Genomic DNA, 21,049 nt, shown 5'->3' on the forward strand with positions numbered 1-21,049 from the left:
TCTTCCTGGGTAGGCGCAGCCTTCGGCAGTTCCTACGGGGTATGTGCCCTGATTGATAGTCCATTGAGACGATGCTGGCTGCGGTCGTTGCGACGATAGTCAACCCATCAGCCATCGACCCCACGGAGCAAGGGCCATGAGTATTTTGCAGCGTTTCGAGATGCACGGCAGCGTCGCCATCGTCACCGGCAGCGGCCGGGGAATCGGTCGGGCGATTGCCCTGGCGTACGCCGAAGCCGGCGCAGATGTGGTGTGCTCGGCGCGGTCACTGGACGAAGTTCAGGCCGTGGCCGAAGAAGTTCGCGGCCTTGGACGACGCGCCCTGGCGGTCGCGTGTGACGTCAACGACGCCGAGCAACGCCATGCGCTGGTGCGTCAGAGCGTGGAGCAAATGGGTCGTATCACTCACCTGGTGAACAATGTCGGCGGTGGCGGTCCGAATGATCCGCTGGCGATGTCGCCCGAGCAGTTCGCTCAGGTGCTGAACTTCAATGTCGCCACCAGCTACGCCTTCTGCCAATTGTGTGTGCCGCTGATGCGCGAGGCAGGCGGCGGCAACATCATCAATATCAGCTCGGTAGCTGCACGCTATGCACAGCGCCATTTCAGTGCCTACGGCACCGCCAAGGCTGCCCTCAGCCATCTGACCCGCCTGCTGGCCCAGGACTTCGCACCGCAGGTCCGGGTCAACGCTGTCGCACCCGGCCCTACCCTCACTGAAGCGCTCAATGGCGTGATGCCGAGTGCCATGCGCCAGGTCATGGAAAGCAACACTCCACTCAAGTGCCTGGGCACCCCGCAAGATATTGCTGCCGCCGCGCTGTACCTGGCCAGCCCGGCCTCAGCCTGGGTGACTGGCAAGGTTATCGACGTCGATGGCGGCGCAGACTCGTCGGTCTGGCCCGGCTAAGCAACTGTTTTTGGCCCGCCCCTGATGACGTCGGGGCGGGTTTTTTTCCACATGACTGGAGCCCTGCCATGGACGCTCATTTGATCAACACGCTGGGCGACGAATTGTTCAACGCCTTGCGCAGCCGTCAGACCCTGGCGCCCCTGACCCGGCGCTACCCTCAGATCACCCTGGAACAGGCCTACCGGATTTCCTTGCACTTCCTGCAACGTCGCGAGGCACTTGGCGAGCAGGTGATTGGCAAAAAAATCGGGGTGACCAGCCGCGCCGTACAGGAAATGCTGGACGTGCACCAGCCAGACTTCGGTTTCCTCACCAATGCCATGCAGGTCGAGGATGGCTGCGAAGTCAGCCTCGCCCGTTACAACCTGATCCAGCCGAGGGCCGAGGGCGAGATCGCCTTTATTCTCGGCGAAGATTTACAAGGCCCCGGCATCAGCGCCGAGGACGTACTCGCTGCCAGTCAATGGGTCGTGCCGTGTTTCGAGATTGTCGACTCAAGAATCGATGACTGGCAGATCCGTATCCAGGACACCGTGGCCGACAACGCTTCCTGTGGTGTGTTTGCCCTTGGCGCCCAGCGCACCGACCCGCGCTCGCTGGACCTTGCCGCCGTGCACATGCAAATGCTTAAAAACGGCCAGCCGGCAGGCTCGGGACTGGGCTCGGCGGTACAAGGCCACCCCTGCGCAGCCGTGGCCTGGCTGGCCAATACCCTGGGCGAACTGGGCATACCGTTCCGCCGCGGCGAGATCATTCTCTCCGGTGCCCTGGCGCCGCTGGTGCCCGTAGTCGCCGGTGACCAGATCAGTCTGTCCATGAGTGGCCTGGGCGAAGCCAGCCTGCGCTTTGTCCCTTGATCACCCTGCACGCCCTTCCCTTTCTCCCTTCCTGGAGCCAAAGACCATGAACAAAAAGATCAAATGCGCGCTGATCGGGCCGGGCAACATCGGAACCGACCTGTTGTACAAATTGATGCGCAGTGACGTGCTGGAACCGGTGTGGATGGTGGGCATCGACGCCACCTCCGAAGGCCTCGCGCGGGCTCGCGAGCTGGGCCTGAAGACCACGGCCGAGGGCGTCGACGGTTTGCTGCCTCATGTGCTGGAAGACCAGATCCAGATTGCCTTCGATGCCACTTCGGCCTACGTCCACGCGCAAAATTCGTGCAAACTCAATGCCTTGGGCGTGTTGATGATCGACCTAACGCCAGCCGCCATCGGCCCGTATTGCGTACCGCCGGTCAACCTCAAGGCTCAATTGGGCCTGGGCGTCATGAACGTCAACATGGTCACCTGCGGCGGCCAGGCAACCATTCCGCTGGTGGCGGCAGTGTCCAGCGTGCAGCCGGTGGAATATGCCGAAATCATCGCCACCGCCGCTTCCAAATCAGTCGGCCCCGGCACCCGAAAAAACATCGACGAATTCACCCGTACCACCTCCAGGGCAGTGGAAAAAGTCGGCGGCGCGAAGAAAGGCAAGGCAATCATCATCATCAACCCCGCCGAGCCGCCGCTGATCATGCGCGATACCGTGCATTGCCTGACAGTCACTGAACCCGACCAGCCGGCGATCACGGCCGCTATCGAGACCATGATCGAGCAAGTGCAGCGCTATGTGCCCGGCTACAAGCTGGTTAATGGCCCGGTGTTCGACGGCAATCGGGTGTCGATTTTCATGGAGGTCGAAGGCCTGGGCGACTACCTGCCCAAGTACGCCGGTAACCTCGACATCATGACGGCTGCGGCGGCACGCACGGCCGAGATGTTCGCCGAGGAAATCCTCAAGGGCGAACTGGTTCTGCAAGCCACCGGCTTAACCGCCAACGCATAAGGAAAAGACCATGGATCTTCGCGGCAAAAGCATTACCGTCCACGACATGTGCCTGCGCGATGGCATGCACCCCAAGCGTCACCAGATCAGCCTGCAACAGATGAAGGACATCGCCTGCGGCCTTGACGCGGCTGGCGTGCCGCTGATCGAAGTCACCCACGGTGACGGGCTCGGCGGCAGTTCGGTCAACTACGGCTTCCCGGCCCACACCGACGAAGAATACCTGTCGGCGGTAATCCCGCTGATGAAAAAGGCCAAGGTTTCCGCGCTGCTGCTACCGGGCATCGGTACAGTCGATCATCTGAAAATGGCCCATGAACTGGGCGTCAACACCATCCGGGTGGCCACCCATTGCACCGAGGCCGATGTCAGCGAGCAGCACATCTCCCACGCCCGCGGCCTGGGCATGGACACCGTCGGTTTCCTGATGATGGCTCACATGAACAGCCCCGAGGGCCTGGTCAAGCAAGGTCTGCTCATGGAAAGCTACGGCGCCAACTGCATCTACCTGACCGACTCGGCGGGCTACCTGCTGCCCCATGAAGTCAGTGCACGTGTGGCGGCAATGCGTGCCGCGCTCAAGCCAGGGACCGAGATCGGTTTTCATGGCCATCACAATCTGTCGATGGGTGTGTCCAACTCCATTGCCGCGATTGCCGCCGGGGCCAACCGCATCGACGCTGCCTGCGCGGGCCTCGGTGCTGGCGCAGGTAACACGCCGATGGAGGTGCTGGTGGCAGTGTGTGATCGCATGGGGATCGACACGGGTGTCAGCGTATTCGGGATCCAGGACGTGGCCGAAGACCTGGTGGTGCCGATCATGGACTTCCCGATCCGCAGCGACCGTGATGCCCTGACCATGGGCTACGCCGGGGTCTATGGTTCCTTCCTGTTATTCGCCAAGCGCGCCGAGAAAAAATACGGTGTGTCGGCCCGGGAAATCCTGGTCGAAATGGGTCGCCGCGGCATGGTCGGCGGCCAGGAAGACATGATCGAAGACACCGCCATGACCCTCGCCCGCCAGCGGCGGCAGGCGTAAAATCGCGCAGCCCGCTTCGACGCTTTCGCGGGCAAGCCCGCTCCAACAGGTTAAGTGATGTACGCAGGTTTTGTGTACGACCCCGAAACTGTGGGAGCGGGCTTGCCCGCGATGAGGCCATGCCCGTCACCCGCCATGGCGACTGGCCCAACGCTTTCTCAAGCAGTATCTGTCAACGCCAATCAGCAACGATACCGTGTTCCAGCGCAAACGGCTGCGCAGCAATGGTCCGCCGTTGAAACCCGGGTGCCTGTTCCGCAGTGGCCAGCCACAGCATCACCGCCGCCGGCACGTGGGGTGGAGCGCTGCCCGCACGCAGCGCGATCAGGCCTTTGTCACCAATGGTCGCCTTGAGTGCCTCTGTGGTGACCACGCCAGGATTGAGCGTATAGGCGCGCACGCCAGCCTCCCCCAGTTCAGTGGTCAACACCCCGGACAATCGTGACACTGCCGCCTTGCCGGCACCGTACGCATAACCCCAGCCGCCCTTGCCCGCAGCTACCGGTGGGTCGCTCTCGCCGGCACCGGAAGTGACGTTGATGACCACCCCGCCCCCGCGCGCCACCATGTGTTCGGCCACCGCCTGGGTCAGCAGGAACGGGGTGAGTATGTAGCCCTGGAACATCCGTTCCAGGGTCTGGGCCTGCAGGTCCATGAATCCGGCATTAAGGTCACTGCCCTGGTAGATCGCGTTATTGATCAGCACATCGATGCGCCCGTACTCGGCCAGCACCGCCTGGCAGGCGGCCAGGGCCGAGGCGCTGTCGAGCAAGTCCATCGGCACGACGAGCACCCTGCACCCGAGATCGCGCAGGGCCTGCGCAGTACCATTGAGGCTGCCGGCCAGGGGCGCCCCGGCGGCGTCGCGCAGGGCATGTTCATGTTGTTCCCCCTCGTTGAGGGTACGGGCGCTGATCGCCAGGTCGAAGCCGGCGCGGGCAAATGCCAGCGCCGCCTCACGGCCGATGCCCCGGCTGGCGCCGGTGATAAATGCCACTTTGTTCATGCAAGTTCCTTTTTAGAAGCGCGTGGCGCGGACCATGGCGTCCATGCCGCCATCGACGAACACGACACTGCCATGAATAAATGAAGCCTGGGGCGATTGCAGGAAGGCAACTACTGCGGCAATTTCCGCAGGTTGTCCGGCGCGACCCAAAGGTGCGACAAATTCGCGGGTGGCCTGGCCAAAACGCGAATCGTCCAGCGAGGCCTGGTGCAATGGAGTTTCAACCGCACCCGGCGCGACTACGTTCAAACGCATGCCCTGCTTGCCCCAGCTCACCGCCAGGCTACGGGCATGCTGGCTGATGGCACATTTGGAAGCAGCATAGGCGACGTGCGGTTGACCGAGGTCGTTGGCCAACTCCAGCGCCCGGGCCTCTTCACCGGCGATCATCGCTTCGGTCATCGGCTGGCCATCGGGCCCGGAATGAGTCGCCGCCACCGAGCCGATCACCAGCGCAGCCGGCCGTTGGCCCTTGGCCAACGCGCCCTGCAGGCCGTCGAGCAACTGGCTGACGCCGAAGTAATTCACCGCAAGGATCAAACCGCAGTTGGATGCCGTGACACCGACCCCGGCGCAACAGATCAGCCCATCGAGGACCCCTCCGCTGAGTTCAAGCACTTGCCCGATGGCGGCCTCACGCCCTTGCGCAGTGGACAGGTCGGCGATCACTTCGGCGTTACTGCGATCGATCCCGATGACCTGATGACCGGCGGCGCGCATGGCCGCAGATACGGCCGCCCCGATTCCCGAGGCGCTGCCGGTGATGGCTGTAATTGGCATGGTGATTCTCCGTGATTGGTCCGCCCAGTATCGACAGGGCGATCACGGGACGGCATCGTCCGTGCGGACTAAAAATGTGCTGCGTGAATATTAGCGACGCCGGGCGGCGAATGGCCCGGCGAAGGGTGGGCAGGATCAGGCCTGACGATAGATCGGCACGGCCAGTCGCAGCGGCGGCACCTTGATTTTTTCGGCCACCTTCAACGCGAGTTGCGGCTTGCCCAAGGCAACCACGCTGTTGAGCATGATGCGCACCAGTTCCGTCTGGCGTCGCACTCCGGTCTTGGAGAAGATGGAACGCAGGTGCGCCCGCGCGGTGTTGCGCCGGATATTGAGCACTTCGGCAGCTTCCTCCAGGGACAAGCCGTTGGCGAGTTCCATGGCCAGGGCGGTTTCGGCCTTGGTCAGGTTGAACAGCTGCTTGGTCACCACTTCACTGGCCAGGGATTTGCTCGACGCATCGCGGATGTACACCAACGCCGCCGGTTGCCCCTTCTCTTCTGCCCAGTCCAGGCATGGAATCGATTCGACGACCACGCCGAGGTTGACCAGGCCAGATGGACGCGTCACCGACATGGCCTCGGCGCTTTTTGGGGCATCGGGACAGAACGCGCCACGAATCAGGCGTTGCAACTCACGGTTGTCGCTGGGATACGTCGCCTCAAGGCGTCCGCCCACCAGTTTCAAGCCATCGGAACGGGCGAGGATTTCCTGGGCCACGGGATTGATCTGCAACACACTGCCGCTCTCGTCGAGCACCAGGGTCGCCACCGATAACCGGCTGATGGCCTGGGAGTACAACTCGCTCAGCGATTCACTGCGGTCTCGCAAGTTATGCAGTTGGGAGGCCCGTCGCAGGTGAGGCAGAAAGCTGGCGCACACTGCGCGGTCGTGGTCGGAGAAGTTGGGAGCCCGTTTGGGGCGAGTCATGCGCAAGCGCAGTTTGCCGCCGTCCGGTGTGGAAATATCGGCACACATCAAGTGGTACACGTCATAGGGTTCGCAGAACATTTTGTAATAGCCGTTCTGCTCCCATTGCGTTGTGCTCATGAGGTCGTCCACGGTGAACACATGGTCCAGTGGCTGGTTGGAGAAAGGCGAATTGATTTGCGGGTAGGTCATGTAGCAGACATCACCGGCGCCTTCGATGTCACCGACGATGATCATCACGCCGGTTTCGGGTTGATCCGGCACCCGCAGGATCAAGGTGACGTAGTTGGCACCGTAGAGTTTGAGAAAGCTTCGAAGGGCGTGGGCCATCAGCTTTGGATCCAGGGCGCCTTCGTAGATTTCGCCCACCAACTGGTTGTAGTGCGTGAGATCGAGGCCAAGACTGGCCAGGGCTTGGTGCGTCAAGTCAGCGTTTTGCATAGTCTTATCTCGCTCGGGTAAGGACTGCGCCCTTCCCTTGTTATTTTTATAATTTCGGCTGGGGGAACCCGGGCTCCCCCCTCATTCGACTGCGACTTCTCAGCCAGTTTCCCTAGTGTGTGCGGACTCCACAATAGGTCGGACAGGTTTATTTTTCGCCTCCTCGATCACGCGCGGCCGGGCTGTTTTTCAGACGAAACTGCCCTTGTACCGGCACCGGCTGGCGCATTCTGGCGGCGACCAACGGCCGCCCACGATCGAACCACGCGGCCAGCGCCGGAAGGAGGAAAATGGCCCCCAGCACGTTGACCAGAAACATGAACGACAGCAACACACCCATGTCAGCCTGAAACTTCAGCGGCGCGAACGCCCAGGTGCACACGCCAATGGACATGGTCACGGCCGTGAATACCGCCGCCGTGCCGCGTTGGCACATGGCCTGGTAGAACGCCTCGCGCAGATTGGCTCCGCGCAGCATTTCGTGCTGAATACGTTCGTACAGGTAAATGCCGTAGTCCACGCCCACTCCGACACCCAGCGCCATGACAGGCAAGGTGGAGACCTTCAGGCCGATACCGAGCATGGTCATCAGTGCGTTACACAGAATCGCGACAATCGCCAGCGGCACCAGAATGCACAACACCGCGCGGATGGATAAGAAAGTCAGCCAGCAAAACAGCGCCACTGATCCAAACAACGCCCCGAGCATGATCACTTCCGCACGCTTGACCGCCTCGTTGGAGGCCGCCATAACCCCCACGTTGCCACCCGCCAGGAGGAACTCGACTTGCGGCGAGCTGACTTCGGCAATGATCCGCCTCGCTTCAGTGATCGCATGGCTGACAGTGCTGCCTTCGTGGTCGGTGAGGAACACCAGGATCTGCATCTGCTGGCAACCGTCGGTGACCAGGCCATCATCCGGTATATAGGCCCGAGCGCCCTGACTCAGGCCGCGGGCCGATCCCGGTATCGCCGCCCAGCGCGGATTGCCTTCGTTGTTGCCAGCAATCACCCGTTTGCCCATGTCCGCCACGCTTTGAATCGACTGCACACCCGAGACGGTACGCATGCGGAAATCGAAGGCTTCCACCGCGCGCATCACCGTAGGCGACAAGCAGCCCTCCTCGACACCCTTGACCTGGACGAACACTGACATCACATCCAGCCCGATGGAGTAGCTGCTGATGATCCTGGCGTTGTCCTGGTTGTAGCGCGAATCAGCGCGCAGTTCCGGCGCGCCCGCGCCGATATCACCCACTGCCAGGTCGCGAGCCTTGTAGGCCCCGGCCGCCAGCAGCAACAGACTGACAACAAATACCCCAAGGGCAGGCCCAGGCTCGGCCAGTGCCGACAAGCGCCACCACAGGGGGTGCCTGCCCGCCGGCCGCGATTGCGCCCGACGCAACAGCGCAGGTTCCAGCCGCAGGTAGGAAATGATCACCGGCAGCATCAGTTTGTTGGTGATGATCATCAACATTACGCCGATGCAGGCCGTCACTCCCAATTCGTGAACGATCGGGATGTCGATCATCATGATCACTGCGAAGCCCAGGGCATTCATCAGCAAGGCCAGGGAGCCCGGGATGAAGATCTTGCAGAACGCCGAGCGCGCCGCTTCCTTCGAAGTACTGCCGGCCAGCACGTCTTGTTTCCAGGCGTTGGTCATCTGCACCGCATGGGACACGCCGATGGAGAAAATCAGGAATGGCACCAGGATCGACATCGGATCGATACCCAGGCCCAGCAGCGGCAGCACACCCAGCAACCAGACCACCGGCAGCAAAGCGACCAGCAACGCCACCACTGTGAGGCGCAGGGACCGCGAATACAGCCACAGCAGCAACCCGGTGATGACGAAGGCCACCACAAAGAAACCGATCACCGTGTTCAACCCTTCAACCACATCCCCCACCAGTTTGGCGAAGCCGACAATGTTGATCTCGATATTGGGGCTGTTGTACTTGCTGCGGACCTCTTCCAGACGCTTGGCGATCTCGACATAGGACACCGGCTGGCCAGTCTTGGGATCGACGTCCTGCAAGTCTGCGCGGACCATGGCCGACTTGAGGTCGTTGGCCACCAGACGACCGACCTGCCCCGAGGCCGCCGTGTTGCTGCGCACCTGCGCCAGGTCTTCTGGCGTACCGCTGAAACGCGGAGGCACTACCACATCACCGAAGAACCCTTCTTCGGTGATTTCGATATAGCGCACATTCGCGGTAAACAGCGACGTCACGCTGGGGCGACTGACCCCGGAAATGAAAAACACGTCGTCGGTGACCTTGCGCAAGGTCTCCAGGTACTCGTTATTGTAGATGTCGCCTTCGCCTTTCCAACGCACGCTGACCAGGAAACGGTTGGCACCCGTGAAGTAGCGGCTGAACTGGAGAAAATTGATCATGTACTCGTGACGCACCGGGATCTGTTTGTTGAAACCCGGATCCAGTTTCGTATGGGTGGCGCTGTAGCCAAGGCCCAGCGTCACCAGCACGAACAACACCAGCAGCACCTTGCGCCAGGCCATCAGGTAGTCGGCGCACGTTTCGACGCAGCGCGTCACCCAGTGTTTAGCTTGATTCATTGACCGCCTCTCATTTACTGGGTGGCCTGTGTGGCCACTAGGGCAGCGACGCTGCCACCTGAACCCTGCAATACGCCGCGCTCGCCACCTACCAGCAATCGCGAGCCCACCATCGTCGCCGAGGTCAACGTGCCAAGACCGGCCAGGCGTCCGACGCCGACCAGGGCGCCCTGTGCATCCAGGCGTACCACCGAACTGCCGGCCCCGACGATCACCAGGCCGGAGTGGTCGGGCAGCAACACATGGCCGTACAACGGCAGTTGGTTACCGAGCTTGATCTGGGTCCAGCTGTCGCCGAAGTCGTGGCTGACGAACACATGCCCGCGCATGCCGTAGGTCACCCAGTTGTTCGCACTCAAACGCACAATGCCGAACAGCGAACCGCTGTAGAACGCTGGCAAGGGCTGCCAGTGCTGGCCGCTGTCGGTAGTACGCAACACCAGCCCCTGCTCGCCCACCAGCATGCGTCGGCCATCGTTGCCACCTGCCATGCTGTTCAGGTGCGCGCTGTCGATGTCCAGCTGCCGCGGTGCCCAGGTTTGTCCGCCATCCAGGGATTGATAAAACTTGCCGAAGCTACCGAACGCCATGACGCTGTCGCCACCGTCGGTCCAGATGCCCAGTAACGGCTCGCCCAGATCGCTGTCGTAACGTATTTCCTGCCAGCTGCTGCCGGCATCCTCGGAACGCAGGATCCAGCCATCATGTCCCACGCTCAGCAAACGCTTGGCGTCAAGCGCCACCACTGCAGTCAGTGTGGCATTGCGCTGCGTGGCGACGCTGGCTGGCTGCCAACTGACGCCCTGATCATCGCTGAGCAAAATGCTGCCACGTTCGCCCACGGCCACCACTCGGGCGCCAAGATTGAGCAGGCCGTTGATCTGCACCCGGTCCGGGCGCGTGGCCAGCAGTTCTGCTTGCGGAGGGGATTTGGGGGAAAAGGTGTAGCCAATGGTCAAGGCGACCACCAGGCAGACCGCGTAGCCGATCACCGAGCGCATGAGCAACGCTCCTGTTCGGGGACGGCGTGGATAAGGCAAGTCATAGGGCCAATCCTCTTGTTTTTGTCACGCACCAAGGCATGCGAGGCAATCGAGATGGGCGTTGCCTCTGGATCAATAGTCGGTGCAAGGAATGGGTGGCACATCGTCCAAATGGCTTATGCAACTGTGGGAGCGAGCCTGCTCGCGATGGCGGTAGACCCGTGGGCATTGATGCCGACAGGTATGGCCTCTTCGCGAGCAGGCTCGCTCCCACAGGAGATCACCGCTCATTGGATTGGGTGGCGATCAAGCCATGTACAGGATCACCAGGTCGTTGATCACCGACGGCCGGTCCTGGCCCACCACATGAATGTTGAGTTCCAGGGTGAGCTGGGTGCCACGGGCCAGGATTTCGACTTTTTTCACCCGGGCCCGCGAATGGATGCGCGAGCCGGCTGGAACAGGCGCAGGGAAGCGCAGGCGATCGGAGCCATAATTGATCTGAGTGGTGAAGCCGCTGATTTCGAAGCCCAATGCCAGTTTCATCCGTGACTGCAGCACTTGCACCAGCGCACCATGGGCAATGGTGCCGCCGAATGGACTTTGCAGCCGCGCCCGCTGCGGATCGGTATGAATCCAGTAATCGTCCCCCGACAACCGCGCAAAGTCGTCGATCAGCGCCTGGTCGACCATCACCACATTGCTCCAGTCGCTGTATTGCTCACTGACCAGCGCCTGCAAGGCCGGCCCGTCGTTGAGGTCGATCTGGCGCGCGGGAGGTTGTGCCGACGTTGAAGGTGCCGGCTCGCTGCCCATTGCGGGAAGCGGCTCAAGGCTCGCCGCATCCTTGTCAGTGCCGGTGAAGCGCAGCAGCCGATTGCCCTTGGCGTCGACTTCGGCGAACACCGGCTGCAAGGCCATACCGATCTTGATTTCGTTTTCCTCAAGGCCGACCAGGTTGGTGTTGATGCGCACCCCTTCGGCCAGCTCGACCACCGCCAGTTTCTGTGGCATCTCATCCATGAAATCGGGCAAGGTCGCGATGCGCGTCACGGTATAGCTGTACAGCGTTGCTGCGCCGTCGACTTCGCGCCAGGCCAGGTCGTGCTCCAGGCACACAGGGCAATGTCGGCGCGGGTAGAAGTTCCAGTGCGCACAGGCGTTGCATTGCTGGATCAAAAGCCGGCGAGCCTTCAGGCCCTCCCAGAAGGGCGCGGAGATCTGTGTCGCCACGGGCATCGGTTTGTTGTTGGACATGTGCTTATGCTCCCTGAAGTATCAATGCGCCCTGCTCACTCATTACCCCACCGGTGCCCGAGACGTAGACGCTGTCGCAGCGCCCCAGTTGCCGCTCACCGGCAATGCCGGCGATTTGCGTCACCGCCTCGATCACCTGGCTCATGCCACCGGCCGAGGCCGACTGGCCGAAACTCAGTTGTCCGCCATGGGTATTCATCGGGAAATCACCACGCCAGGTCAGGTCGTGTTCACGCACAAACGCCATGCCCTCGCCCTTGGCGCAGAAACCGGCATCCTCCAGGGTCAGCAGGGTGGTAATGGTGTAGCAGTCGTAGATCTGCGCGGCATCGACGTCTTTAGGCTTGAGCCCGGCCATGGCAAAGGCTCGCTGGGAAGCCGGACCAATTGGCGTGTGCAGCATGTCCTCGGCATAGGACGGCGACTTGAATGCCAGGTGTTCGCCAAACCCGGTGATAAAGGCCGGGCGCTTGCGGGCCCGCGCGGCCACTTCCTTGTTGGTGATAATCATCGCGGCGCCGCCGGCCACCGGCATGACGATTTCCAGGACGTGCAAGGGGTCGGCCACCATCTTGCTGGCCAGCACCTGCTCGATGGTCAACGGCTGGCCATAGAACATCGCCTGCGGATTGGCCAGGGCGTTAGTGCGCTGGTCCACGGCAATTTTGGCCATGGCCCGCTGGTCGTAGTCGTAGTGCGCGGCATAACGCTGGGCGATCATCGCGTAGCCGGTGTTCTGGCCCATGTGCCCGTAAGGCAGGTCGAACTCAGCCTCGGGCGCGCCGAATGCCGTGCTATGCCCGCCAAAGCGCATGGACCGGGCCATCCAGCCAGGATCCTCATCGGGCCCCAATGGCGCCATGCGTGCAGGGATCACGCACAGCACGGCCTGGCACAACCCCAATTCGATCGCGGCGGCAGCACGCCAGACCATACCGACCGAGGTGCAGCCACCCAGGTCCACCACTTCGGCAAAGTTCAGTCGCAAGCCCAGGTACTCGGCAGCCATCGCCGGTACAAACACCGAGGCTTCATGAAAGTGCGGACCGTTGATCACCAACCCGTCGAGGTCCGAGGCCTTGAGCCCGGCATCGCGCAGGGCCTGCGCTGCCAGGTCCGCGACCTGCTCGAGGTGGAACATCTTGGGTGCGGTCGAATACTTCTCCGGTTTGTACTGTGCGGTGCCAACAATGGCCGCATGCCCTTTGAGCCCCATTAGTGCCTCCATGCCGAAGCGTTACGCTGCGGCTTTTTCCAGTGTGTTGAGGTCCGGGCGCAGCAAGGCGGCCGCGGACCTTTTGTGGTAGATCAGAAGGTGTATTTCATCGAGAATGTGGCGTAGTCGCGGTCAGCGAACGGACGGTCGATCGGGTCCGCCTCGCCCAGATAGGCGATGTATTTCAAGCCGACTTCCAGGTTGCTCAAGTATTTGAACGTGGTGCCCATGCTCAGGCGTCGGTCGCCCTGCACCCCGGAGATGCTTCCGGACATGGGCGTGGAGCCGCTGAAGACATTGGAGAAACTGAAGGGGACTTCCAGATCCCAGCCTTGGAAAACCCCCGGATAACTGAACGATGCGCCCACGGTGTAGGCGCTGGAAGATTTGGTGCGGTAGCCTGCACCGGTGCTGTAGGTGTAGTCATCGGAAGCCGCCACGAGAGATGCCACGGAAGGAAGAAGGTTTACACCCTGCAGGTTCGGCGCGGCCGAAGCAGCTTCGACGCTGTCGACCTGCACCCGGATGACTTCGGCGGTCAGCGTCGTCTGACTGGCCCACGGACGATCCCCCAGGATTCGCAATGCTGACAATTGCATTTGCTGGCCCTTGCCCCTGGCCGGGACGGCCCCAAGACCTGTGTTGACCATTACAGGCGCACCGTCGCGATACGACCATTCGGCGCCGATCTGGGTATCGCCGAGCTTGGTCGAGGCACTGATGCCGGTCAGCTTGATGTCTTCGAAGTACTTGATTCGATAACCATTGATGGCGAAGGCGTTGAGGCCTCCGCCCACTGGCAGCGGGTCATAGCCGACCAGGGCGGTGGCAGGATTCTTGTCGTGGTAATTGACGTGGAACAGCGACAGTTCGATGGCCTGTACCGGGCGGTAGCGAACCTGAACGCCCCACTGGCCGCTATCGCGGGGTTCGTCGGTGCCGCGGTAGGCGACCTTCTGGCCGTTGGCATAGATGAATTCGCGCCCGGGCCCGACCACATCGCTGCTCGACAAGTAGCTGCCCACCGGCGGCAGTTCAGTACCCTTCCATTCGTACTGCACGTAAGCGCCGAGGGTGATGTTGGGGTTGAGGCGGAAAGAGCCGGAGAACTGGCCCACCGGCAACAGAATCTCCTTCACTTCAACACCCGGCTGGGATGCTTTGACCGCGTCGGAAGGGTTCTGTACACCGTTCACACCGGGGTAGAACAAACTCTCGCCCCAGGATTCGATGTGCCGACCGGCCTTGACGTCAAGCATGGTGTTGTTGTCAAAGCGCCAGCCGCTGAACACGTAGGCATCCAGCAGTTTGCTGCGACCGCCACTGTAGTAACGGGTGTCACTGGTGAACTCGTCGTTGCTGCCGTTCTTGTTCACGGTGGCGGGCGAGTCGTTATCATTTTTGCGATGGTAGACATCGTCGTAGAAGGTACTGCCCCGCACCACCGCGCCGTAGTTGTCCTTGCGCAGGATCATTTCACCCAGCGCCCCTACGCGGTTGGTGGTCAGGCTGCCACTGTCGAAGTTGCGGTTGGCATCGTCGGCGTTGACCGTCAGCAAGCGATCGCTCTGGCTGCCAGTACGCACACCGAGGCCGTAGCTGGTGGTCACCGACCAGTCGATGGTCGCGCCGTTGTCGAACTCGATGGTTTCACCGGCCCATACCGGTGTCGACACCAGCGCAATGGCCGCCGCCAGGCTGGTGACCTGAAACGCGCTTGAACCGATGACCGTAGAGTTATTGTTGTTTTTGTTGATCACACTGACTCTCCTGAAGGGCAACCGGTTGGCTGCCTGGAATGTTCAACACTGCTGCCGTGCCGTCCGCTCAAAACACCTTGAGCGATGTCACTGCGCACGCTCCCCTTACAGCACGCCGGTAGCGATATAGCCCCCGGTCCTCTTCCCGCTCCAGCGACCCTTCGGCCACCAGGTAGTTGGCATGGGCCAACGTTTCGCCAAGCGCCATCAGTTCGTCGAAACGACCCGACAGTTTGGGAAACAGCAAAGCCATCAGTTCGAGCACGGTGCGCGGCTCGTCACAGTTGGCCAGCATCAGTGCCAGATGCCCGCGGTGATGGTCCTCCAGCTGATCCAGGCGCTGATGCAAATTGAAAAACGGCCGCTCGTGTGCAGGTAGCACCAGCACACTGTCGGGCAGGCTGCGCAGGTGTTCGATGGAGTCGAGCCATTCGCGCAGTGGGTTGGCCAACGGCTCTGTGGCATGCACGCCGACGGTGGAGGTGATGCGCGGCAACACCTGGTCGCCAGAGATCAGCAAGTCGTCATCGGCGGCGTACAGGCACGCATGCTCCGGCGAGTGACCGCGACCGATGACCACCTGCCAGGTACGACCGCCGATGTGCAGGCAGCTGCCCTCGCGCAAACGGCGAAAATGGTTCAGCGCAGCTGGCAGGAAATGCGCGTTGCTCATCACCGCGAACATCTCGGCACTCCGCTCGTCGCTGACGCCGGCCTTGCGGTAGAAATCGAGAAGGTCCCAGCCCGGCGGTTGCTCGGCGGGAAACCTGACGTGCAGTGACTGGAATTCGCTGGCAGTCATATACACCGGGCAGTGGAAACGCTCCGACAGCCATGCGGCCACACCGGCATGGTCAGAGTGGAAGTGGGTACACACCACCGCCAGCAGAGGCAGCCCGCCACACACCTCACCGAGCACCCGGTCCCAGACTTCTCGGGTTTGCGCGGTGTTCATGCCGGTGTCCACTACTACCCAGCCGTCGGTGTGGCGCAGCAGATAGAGGTTGATGTGGTCCAGGCGAAACGGCAGCGGCATGCGCAACCACCACACACCCGGCGCCACTTCAAGCACCTGTCCGGAATCCGGCGGCTGTGGCCAGGGATAGCGCAAGCCGCTGCGCAGTTCGTGACCGTTGGCGTCGAGATCAGCCATGGTCGGCCACCGCGAAGGGCGCCAGGCCAGCCCGCTCCAGAGCTGCTTGCGAGTAAGGCACATAAGTGCGGGCCTGTTCGTCGCGGATGAACAATGGGTCGCCGCAACGCTTCGGGCAGTAGCCCTGGCGTTGTAGATCAACCTTGCGCAGCTTGAAGCTGGCCGTCAGGTCGGCCGTTTGGGTAACCCGCACGAACACCGGAGCCGCGTAGCGCGGCAGGCGCGCTTCAGTCACGGCATACAGTGCGGCCGGATCAAACACCTGGCCCGCCTGCATCTGGACCGCGGCCATGCCAGCGCGGCCTTCATGGCCCGGCACCTGCACCCCATAGATATTCACCAGTTCCAGGCCCTTGAGATCTCCCAGGGCGTCCGCCACTTCCTGGGTCGAAACGTTCTCGCTCTTCCAGCGATAGGTATCGCCGATGCGGTCGACGAAGTAGCAATAGCCCTCAGCGTCCTCGCGCAACAAGTCGCCGGAACTCCACCAGGCATCGCCTTCGCGCAACACATTGCGGCGGATCTTGCTCTCGGTTGCCTCGCTCGAGGTGTAGCCCTCGAAGCGACCGCCACCGATGTCCGGGTGATCGACGATAAAGCCCATGGCCTCACCGATCTCACCCACTTTGCAGACTTGATAGAAACCGTTTTCGTCCCGCGGATGGCAGTCGTTTTCAATGTCGTAACGCACCAGCCGCAAATTGGTCTTGTTCCAGTCCGGCACACGTCCGCAAGAACCGAAATAGTTGTCGACGTTGATCACCGCCGCATTGGCTTCGGTGGCGCCCCAGCCCTCGAACACCTGGATCGGACCGAAGCGTTCCAGCCAGCGCTGCCAGGAATCCGGCGACAGCCCGGCGCCGAGCATGCAGCGCAAGCTGTGCTCGCGCTCACCGGCGCGCACCGGCTGATTGAGCAGATAGCGGCAGATTTCACCGATGTACTGGAAGATGCTGATCCGATGACGGGCCACGTCCTTCCAGAACTCACGCACGCTGAACTTGCGGCGCACGACGATGGCTGCACCGGCGCGCAGCGCGGTAGAGGTGACCGAAGTGGCTGCGGCGCCGTGGTACAGCGGCAGGCAGCAATAGAACACATCATCGCAGGTGGCTTGCAGGGTGACTTCCATCACATCGCCCGAGGACATCCAGCGCATGTGGCTGTAGCGCGCCGCCTTGGGCAAGCCGGTAGTGCCCGAGGTAAAAATAAGCAGGGTCGGCGCCTGCGCTTCGATGTGCGCGCGAATATCGCGTGGAAACGGCGTGCGCGGCGCTTTTTCCAGGCGTGCATCGAAATGCCCGTCGATCACCTTGGGCAGCGGTCCGCTCCAGGGGTTTTCCGCGTCGCGTATGAGCCAGCATGGCAAGTCCGGAAAGCTTTCGGTGGCTTGTATATTGGCCAGGCATTCTTCACCGATCACCAACGCCTTGGCGTCGGTGGTGTGCAATGCATGCAGCAACGCACGGCCGTTTACCTGGGTATTGATGAAGGCCACCACCACTCCCAGCTTCACCAGGCCGAACCAGGTGCAGAAGAACGCCGGGCGGTTTTCCATGGCCAGGGCACAGACATCACCGGCGCGCAGGCCGTTGGCGTAAAAAGTGTGGGCCATCTGATTGGCCCGGGCATCGACCTCCAGGTAGCTCAGCACCTGCTCGCCGTAGATCAGAAATGTGCGCTCACCCTGCTCGCGCGCCTGTTGCTCCAGGCGGTCCGCCAGGGTATGCCGATCACTCGGCTTGATCAGCCCGGCAGCCGCCGAGCGCTGGTCAAGCAGTGCCTGGGTCTGCTCCCGTGGTACCGCGCGGGTCGGCAGGAGGTGGCTGAAGTCATTCAGATTCATCGCGCCACCTCCTGCGCATTCGCTTGATAAGTGGGGTAATCGGAGTACCCGGCCCGACCCGGCGTATACAGGGTCTTGCGGTTGAAGCCACTCAGAGGCAGGCCATTCTTCAAGCGCTCCACCAGATCGGGGTTGGCAATAAAGTGACGGCCAAACGACACGGCAGCCCCCTCGCCCGACGCGAGAGCGGCACTGGCCGAGTGGCCGTCGAAACCATCATTGAGAATCAAGGCATGGGGACTGTGGCGACGCGCCAGGGCGAAGGCATCGAGGTCGGCCAGAGGCGAGCGCATGATGTGCAGGTATGCCAGCCCCAACGGCGCCACGGCTTCGCACAAGGCGGCCGCCGTCCCTGCGGGATCGCGGTCGTCAATGTCGTTGTAGGGATTACCGGGGCACAGGCGAAAACCGACACGGCCAGCGCCGATCGCACTGGCCATGGCCTCGATGACCTCCTTGGCGAAACGCACCCGTCCGGTCACGTCGCCGCCGTAGGCATCGCTGCGCTGGTTGCTGCCTGAGGCCATGAACTGCATCGGCAGGTAACCGCTGGTGCAGTGCAGTTCGACACCGTCGAAGCCCGCGAGGCGCGCATTCAGTGCGGCCTGACGGTAGTCTTCGATGACCTCGCCAATGCCTTGCAGGCTCAGCGCCAGCGGCTCGTCAGTGTCCACCAGGCCGGCGGCGTCACTGAACACCTGTGTGCGCGCACGCAATGCCGACGGCGCCACAGTGGCCGCCCCGACTGGCTTATTGTGCCGGCTGGCGGCACGACCGACGTGCATCAGCTGCAGGACGATGCGCCCGCCCTCGGCGTGCACCGCCTCGGTGACACGCCGCCAGCCGACGATCTGCTCATCGTTATAGATGGCCGGGGTGCGACAATAGCCCAGACCGCTCGCGGAAGGCGCGGTACCCTCGGCCACGATCAACCCGGCGCCGGCCCGCTGGCGGTAGTACTCGACCATATCGCTGCCGGGTACTGCATCGGCAAGGGCGCGGCTGCGCGTCATGGGGGCCATGACGATGCGATTGGCCAGTTGCAGTTCGCCCAGGGCGACCGGCTCGAACAAGACGCTCATTGCAATTCCTCAGCTTCTTATTGTTTTCAGGCTTTTCCAGGGCCTGCCACAGCGTGGGCAAACCCTGACAGGCCAGCGAATATGGGCTGAATGATTGACCGTGAGCACATGCGAAACATCGTCCGACAAGACTAGGTCGGCGATCCTGCAAAACAGGACGGTGCGCAGAGCAAAAATGGTCTGAATGGACGATGAGAAAAACCCGTGACACGCCGAGCATCGCGTCAACTAGAACAAAACCGGGAGCACCCGCAGTGAATCAATCCACCCCCGTGACATGGCGAACGCACTACGCGCTGTTCGTGCTCGCCAGCATCTATGTGTTCAACTACATCGACCGCCAACTGATGGCGATATTGATCGAACCGGTAAAGCTCGAATTCGGCATTTCCGATACCGGCATCGGCCTGCTTTCGGGGGTGACCTTCGCGGTGTTCTATACCGTGTTCGGCTTTCCGCTGGGGCGGCTGTCGGACCGCATCGGGCGCAAGCCGGTGATCGCCTTCAGCTGCATTGCCTGGAGCCTGATGACCATGCTCTGCGGTATGGCCGGTAATTTCCTGACCCTGGTGCTGGCGCGGATCGGTGTGGCAGTCGGCGAGGCCGGAGGCACGGCGCCGTCGGTGGCCATGGTCTCGGATTTGTACCCGGCGAACCGCCGATCTACTGCACTGTCGGTGTTAATGCTCGGTTCCAGCCTGGGCGCGATTGTCGGCCTGGGCCTCGGCGGCTGGATAGCCCAACACCACGGCTGGCGCTACGCTTTCCTGCTGATCGGCGCCCCCGGGATCTTCCTGGGTCTGCTTCTGCTGCTGACCGTGCGTGCGCCCAAGCGCGTTGTGCCGCTGGGGCAGGTCGTGGCGCAACAGGAAGGCTGGCTCAAGACGCTGGTCGAACTGTTTCGCATGCCCTCGTTCCTGTGTCTGGTACTCACCGGCGGCGCGGCGGCGATTGCTGGCTACGCCATCGGCACCTGGAGCCCGAGCTTCCTCATCCGTTCCCACGGGCTCAACCTGCAAGAGGCCGGATTCCTCGTAGGCGTGGTGGGTGGCACGGGTGCGACTGTCGGCACCCTGGCCTGCGGCATCCTCACCGACCGCATGGCGCGGCGCGATGTCGGCTGGCAAATCGGTGTGCCGTTGGCAGGTACGCTGATCAGCATTCCCTTTGCTCTTTCGTACTTTCTCTGGCCCCAGGGCACGGCGTTCTACATCGGCAGCATCGCCGTTCCACAGGCGTTTGTGTTCTACAGCGCGTTCTCTTTTTTTGGTGTCTGGTGGGCAACACCGTGCCTGAGCGCCATCACCCACCTGTTCCCGGCCACACGGCTGGCACAGGCCACGGCCATTTTTGTGATGGCCATGACCCTGCTGGGCGTCGGTATCGGGCCACTGTTTGTAGGCATGCTCAGCGATTTCTTCGTGCCGACCCTGGGCAGTGAATCCCTGCGCTATGCCCTGGCTTCGTCGGTGTCGATGCTGGTGCTGGCCTGCGTGTTCCTGACCCTGGCACTGCCGCGCTATCGACAACAGATGAAGGACCCTGCGGCGCATCTCACCGCGGTACGGCCCGTGGCGGCCTGAACCCTCCCGCACCACCACGCCGCTGCAACCTTGCCAGGTTCCAGCGGCATTTTTTTCGGTTTACCCTGTCAGTAAGTTCCCCCTTCAAACCAAAAAGGGCCTGCCTCCCGTGCCCGGAAGCAGGCCCTTGCGCCAGCGTGTAGAGCCTGCAGGCCGTCAGCGTAGAAATGCGGGTTGCCCAGGCCGGGCTTGCCATAACGCAGCGGATCGCCGTCAAGGGTGCGGACCTGTCCACCGGCAGCGACTAGCACCGCATGCCCCGCCGCGATATCCCACGCCATGGTGCGTCCCAGGCGCGGATAGCGGTCCGCCTCCCCGGCAGCCACCAGGCAAACAACTTCCATAACCGCTGTTTCAGCATGCACCACGGCTACACCCCGGAAGTCGACGTCAACGGCAGCGCCACCTAGGAGGGTCACTGCGTCCAGCTCCATAGCGAGTGGCGCATTCGTCGCACCGGTTACAAACGCCTACTGGAGATGATCGGGGCGCTTGATCCGCAATGGTCAATCACCTCTGCGCCGATCAACTGACTTTCCCTTTGCAGGGGCTAGCCTGCTCGCGATGGTCGTGGACGATATCGCGTTAAACCAGATGGCCCGCGGCGCCCTCGGGTTTTTCGCGAGCAACCTCGCTCCTACAGGGAACG

General features: G+C 62.1%; 17 protein-coding genes. 5 read left to right on the forward strand and 12 right to left on the reverse strand.

What is annotated here, in order from left to right; all coding sequences use genetic code 11:
- Positions 1–136 precede the first annotated feature (136 nt).
- From EQV97_RS04145 to dmpG, 4 genes are all read left to right on the forward strand, one after another.
- Positions 137–910: a glucose 1-dehydrogenase gene (locus EQV97_RS04145; protein ID WP_240888477.1), complete on the forward strand. Its 774-nt coding sequence runs from the start codon at positions 137–139 to the stop codon at positions 908–910.
- A 68-nt stretch (positions 911–978) separates the two neighbouring features.
- The gene (locus tag EQV97_RS04150; protein ID WP_205893613.1) at positions 979–1,770 is read left to right on the forward strand and encodes a fumarylacetoacetate hydrolase family protein; all 792 of its coding nucleotides are present in this window, start codon (positions 979–981) and stop codon (positions 1,768–1,770) included.
- A gap of 46 nt (positions 1,771–1,816) precedes the next feature.
- Positions 1,817–2,743 carry an acetaldehyde dehydrogenase (acetylating) gene (locus EQV97_RS04155; protein ID WP_240888478.1) on the forward strand — a complete coding sequence of 309 codons (927 nt, stop codon included), beginning with the start codon at positions 1,817–1,819 and terminating at the stop codon, positions 2,741–2,743.
- 10 nt (positions 2,744–2,753) lie between these two features.
- Complete coding sequence (gene dmpG / locus EQV97_RS04160) at positions 2,754–3,782, forward strand: 4-hydroxy-2-oxovalerate aldolase (protein ID WP_045058530.1); 1,029 nt, start codon at positions 2,754–2,756, stop codon at positions 3,780–3,782.
- A 172-nt stretch (positions 3,783–3,954) separates the two neighbouring features.
- Here the strand turns inward: dmpG and EQV97_RS04165 are convergent, their stop codons facing one another.
- From EQV97_RS04165 to EQV97_RS04215, 11 genes are all read right to left on the reverse strand, one after another.
- Positions 3,955–4,788 carry an SDR family NAD(P)-dependent oxidoreductase gene (locus tag EQV97_RS04165; RefSeq protein WP_240888479.1) on the reverse strand — a complete coding sequence of 278 codons (834 nt, stop codon included), beginning with the start codon at positions 4,786–4,788 and terminating at the stop codon, positions 3,955–3,957.
- Between the two features lie 12 nt (positions 4,789–4,800).
- The gene (locus tag EQV97_RS04170; RefSeq protein WP_122839827.1) at positions 4,801–5,568 is read right to left on the reverse strand and encodes an SDR family oxidoreductase; all 768 of its coding nucleotides are present in this window, start codon (positions 5,566–5,568) and stop codon (positions 4,801–4,803) included.
- A 135-nt stretch (positions 5,569–5,703) separates the two neighbouring features.
- Positions 5,704–6,939 (reverse strand): helix-turn-helix transcriptional regulator, encoded by a 1,236-nt coding sequence (locus EQV97_RS04175; protein WP_240888480.1) that lies wholly within the window; start codon positions 6,937–6,939, stop codon positions 5,704–5,706.
- A 148-nt stretch (positions 6,940–7,087) separates the two neighbouring features.
- Positions 7,088–9,520: an efflux RND transporter permease subunit gene (locus tag EQV97_RS04180; RefSeq protein WP_240888481.1), complete on the reverse strand. Its 2,433-nt coding sequence runs from the start codon at positions 9,518–9,520 to the stop codon at positions 7,088–7,090.
- A gap of 14 nt (positions 9,521–9,534) precedes the next feature.
- On the reverse strand, positions 9,535–10,521 hold the full coding sequence (locus EQV97_RS04185; protein WP_240888482.1) for a YCF48-related protein: 987 nt from the start codon (positions 10,519–10,521) through the stop codon (positions 9,535–9,537).
- Positions 10,522–10,809: 288 nt separating this feature from the next.
- Entirely contained in the window at positions 10,810–11,760 is a 951-nt protein-coding gene (locus EQV97_RS04190; protein ID WP_122839823.1) for an OB-fold domain-containing protein, read from the reverse strand.
- Between the two features lie 4 nt (positions 11,761–11,764).
- Positions 11,765–12,976: a thiolase family protein gene (locus tag EQV97_RS04195; RefSeq protein WP_240888483.1), complete on the reverse strand. Its 1,212-nt coding sequence runs from the start codon at positions 12,974–12,976 to the stop codon at positions 11,765–11,767.
- Between the two features lie 92 nt (positions 12,977–13,068).
- Positions 13,069–14,736 (reverse strand): DUF1302 family protein, encoded by a 1,668-nt coding sequence (locus tag EQV97_RS04200; protein ID WP_122839822.1) that lies wholly within the window; start codon positions 14,734–14,736, stop codon positions 13,069–13,071.
- A gap of 67 nt (positions 14,737–14,803) precedes the next feature.
- Positions 14,804–15,889 carry an MBL fold metallo-hydrolase gene (locus tag EQV97_RS04205; RefSeq protein WP_122839821.1) on the reverse strand — a complete coding sequence of 362 codons (1,086 nt, stop codon included), beginning with the start codon at positions 15,887–15,889 and terminating at the stop codon, positions 14,804–14,806.
- Entirely contained in the window at positions 15,882–17,735 is a 1,854-nt protein-coding gene (locus tag EQV97_RS04210; RefSeq protein WP_122839820.1) for a long-chain-acyl-CoA synthetase, read from the reverse strand. Before EQV97_RS04210 ends, EQV97_RS04205 begins: the two co-directional genes overlap by 8 nt.
- On the reverse strand, positions 17,732–18,817 hold the full coding sequence (locus EQV97_RS04215) for an alkene reductase (RefSeq protein WP_122839819.1): 1,086 nt from the start codon (positions 18,815–18,817) through the stop codon (positions 17,732–17,734). The genes EQV97_RS04210 and EQV97_RS04215 overlap by 4 nt, the downstream gene beginning before the upstream one ends.
- 254 nt (positions 18,818–19,071) lie before the next feature.
- On the opposite strand from EQV97_RS04215, the gene EQV97_RS04220 reads away from it, so the two are divergent.
- Complete coding sequence (locus EQV97_RS04220) at positions 19,072–20,400, forward strand: MFS transporter (RefSeq protein ID WP_122839818.1); 1,329 nt, start codon at positions 19,072–19,074, stop codon at positions 20,398–20,400.
- 68 nt (positions 20,401–20,468) lie between these two features.
- Here the strand turns inward: EQV97_RS04220 and EQV97_RS28975 are convergent, their stop codons facing one another.
- Positions 20,469–20,819, reverse strand: coding sequence for an inositol monophosphatase family protein (locus EQV97_RS28975; RefSeq protein ID WP_240888484.1), 351 nt, complete (start codon positions 20,817–20,819; stop codon positions 20,469–20,471).
- Positions 20,820–21,049 lie beyond the last annotated feature (230 nt).

The organism is Pseudomonas sp. TMW22090 (assembly GCF_022496665.1).
GTDB classification, from domain to species: Bacteria; Pseudomonadota; Gammaproteobacteria; order Pseudomonadales; family Pseudomonadaceae; genus Aquipseudomonas; species Aquipseudomonas gregormendelii.

Bases quoted from the DNA above. Each gene is read 5' to 3' on its own strand.
- EQV97_RS04145 (WP_240888477.1), top strand. From the start codon at position 137: ATGAGTATTTTGCAGCGTTTCGAGATGCACGGCAGCGTCGCCATCGTC.
- EQV97_RS04150 (WP_205893613.1), top strand. From the start codon at position 979: ATGGACGCTCATTTGATCAACACGCTGGGCGACGAATTGTTCAACGCC.
- EQV97_RS04155 (WP_240888478.1), top strand. From the start codon at position 1,817: ATGAACAAAAAGATCAAATGCGCGCTGATCGGGCCGGGCAACATCGGA.
- dmpG (WP_045058530.1), top strand. From the start codon at position 2,754: ATGGATCTTCGCGGCAAAAGCATTACCGTCCACGACATGTGCCTGCGC.
- EQV97_RS04165 (WP_240888479.1), bottom strand. From the start codon at position 4,788: ATGAACAAAGTGGCATTTATCACCGGCGCCAGCCGGGGCATCGGCCGT.
- EQV97_RS04170 (WP_122839827.1), bottom strand. From the start codon at position 5,568: ATGCCAATTACAGCCATCACCGGCAGCGCCTCGGGAATCGGGGCGGCC.
- EQV97_RS04175 (WP_240888480.1), bottom strand. From the start codon at position 6,939: ATGCAAAACGCTGACTTGACGCACCAAGCCCTGGCCAGTCTTGGCCTC.
- EQV97_RS04180 (WP_240888481.1), bottom strand. From the start codon at position 9,520: ATGAATCAAGCTAAACACTGGGTGACGCGCTGCGTCGAAACGTGCGCC.
- EQV97_RS04185 (WP_240888482.1), bottom strand. From the start codon at position 10,521: ATGCGCTCGGTGATCGGCTACGCGGTCTGCCTGGTGGTCGCCTTGACC.
- EQV97_RS04190 (WP_122839823.1), bottom strand. From the start codon at position 11,760: ATGTCCAACAACAAACCGATGCCCGTGGCGACACAGATCTCCGCGCCC.
- EQV97_RS04195 (WP_240888483.1), bottom strand. From the start codon at position 12,976: ATGGGGCTCAAAGGGCATGCGGCCATTGTTGGCACCGCACAGTACAAA.
- EQV97_RS04205 (WP_122839821.1), bottom strand. From the start codon at position 15,889: ATGGCTGATCTCGACGCCAACGGTCACGAACTGCGCAGCGGCTTGCGC.
- EQV97_RS04210 (WP_122839820.1), bottom strand. From the start codon at position 17,735: ATGAATCTGAATGACTTCAGCCACCTCCTGCCGACCCGCGCGGTACCA.
- EQV97_RS04215 (WP_122839819.1), bottom strand. From the start codon at position 18,817: ATGAGCGTCTTGTTCGAGCCGGTCGCCCTGGGCGAACTGCAACTGGCC.